The organism is Moorena sp. SIO4A1, assembly GCF_010672065.1.
Lineage (GTDB): Bacteria > Cyanobacteriota > Cyanobacteriia > Cyanobacteriales > Coleofasciculaceae > Moorena.
In genome coordinates, this window is sequence record NZ_JAAHHX010001062.1 from 1 (window position 1) to 1,038 (window position 1,038).

A 1,038-nucleotide genomic window follows, 5' to 3' on the forward strand; every position below is an offset into this window, starting at 1 on the left:
CGATGTAACTGTGTCTGCTCCCAATGAGATTTTGTGGGCCATAATTGGTTTGCTGCTGACCATCGGCGGCACGTTTCTAGAAGCCTTCTTTGTCTCCAATCCACCCTGGGATTGGTCAACTCAAGGCGTTCACACTATATCCCTAGGGGTTACCTATCAGATTGGAGCAGTCCTACTAGCTGCTTGTTTAGGAGGCAGAAATGCTGGTGCTCTTTCTCAAATTGCCTATGTTGTCATCGGGTTGAACCTCCCAGTCTTTACTCAAGGTGGAGGTATTGGCTATATCAAAGAACCCAGCTTTGGATACATACTAGGCTTTATTGCCGGAGCCTGGGTGTGTGGTTTTTTAGCCTTTCGCGTACAACCACGAGTCGAAACCTTGGCATTTAGCTGCCTATGTGGTTTACTAACCATCCATGCCTATGGTGTCGGCTATTTGATGATTTTCCACGGCATCAATTGGTCAGTGCTTGGGGCTGTGCCTCTCATGGAAGCGATCATGAAATATACCATTTCGCCTTTACCGAGTCAGCTAGTGGTAGTGTGTTCTGTGACCGTTGTGGCATTTGGTCTACGGCAGTTAATGTTTTATTGATAGTCATTGTAATGCCCAGCTCCGAAGTTCCCTATTGCCTAAAACGTTAATTTTTCTTTTCCCTGGGTAAGTCGTAGACTAATCACAAAGGACAAATCACAAATGACTATAGCTTTTACCATACTTATCAGGTAAAGTCAATTTTGTTACCCCTACTCCCTACTCCCTACTCCCTACTCCCTACTCCCTACTCCCGACTCCCGACTCCCTACTCCCTACTCCCTACTCCCTACTCCCTAAAACCCATCGCTGTAAGTACCTGACCCAATTAATAAATGCTATCATGACTAATGACTAATGAAAAAAAACCGCCTGTTTTGGTTTGCTGCTGCTATTGGTCTGATTCTGGATCAGCTGACTAAATATTGGGTGGTGCAGAATTTTGAATTGGATGAGACTCTACCCCTGTGGCAAGGAGTGTTTCACTTTACCTATGTGACTAA

2 protein-coding genes are annotated in these 1,038 nt (G+C 45.2%); both read left to right on the forward strand.

Annotation, left to right across the window (positions count from 1 at the left end; all coding sequences use genetic code 11):
* Positions 1–10: 10 nt before the first annotated feature.
* A complete protein-coding gene (locus F6K53_RS45275; protein WP_293087731.1) occupies positions 11–595 on the forward strand; it encodes a biotin transporter BioY in 585 nt (194 codons plus the stop codon).
* Between the two features lie 297 nt (positions 596–892).
* On the forward strand, positions 893–1,038 hold a 146-nt coding region (locus F6K53_RS45280; RefSeq protein ID WP_293087734.1), incomplete at its 3' end, for a signal peptidase II.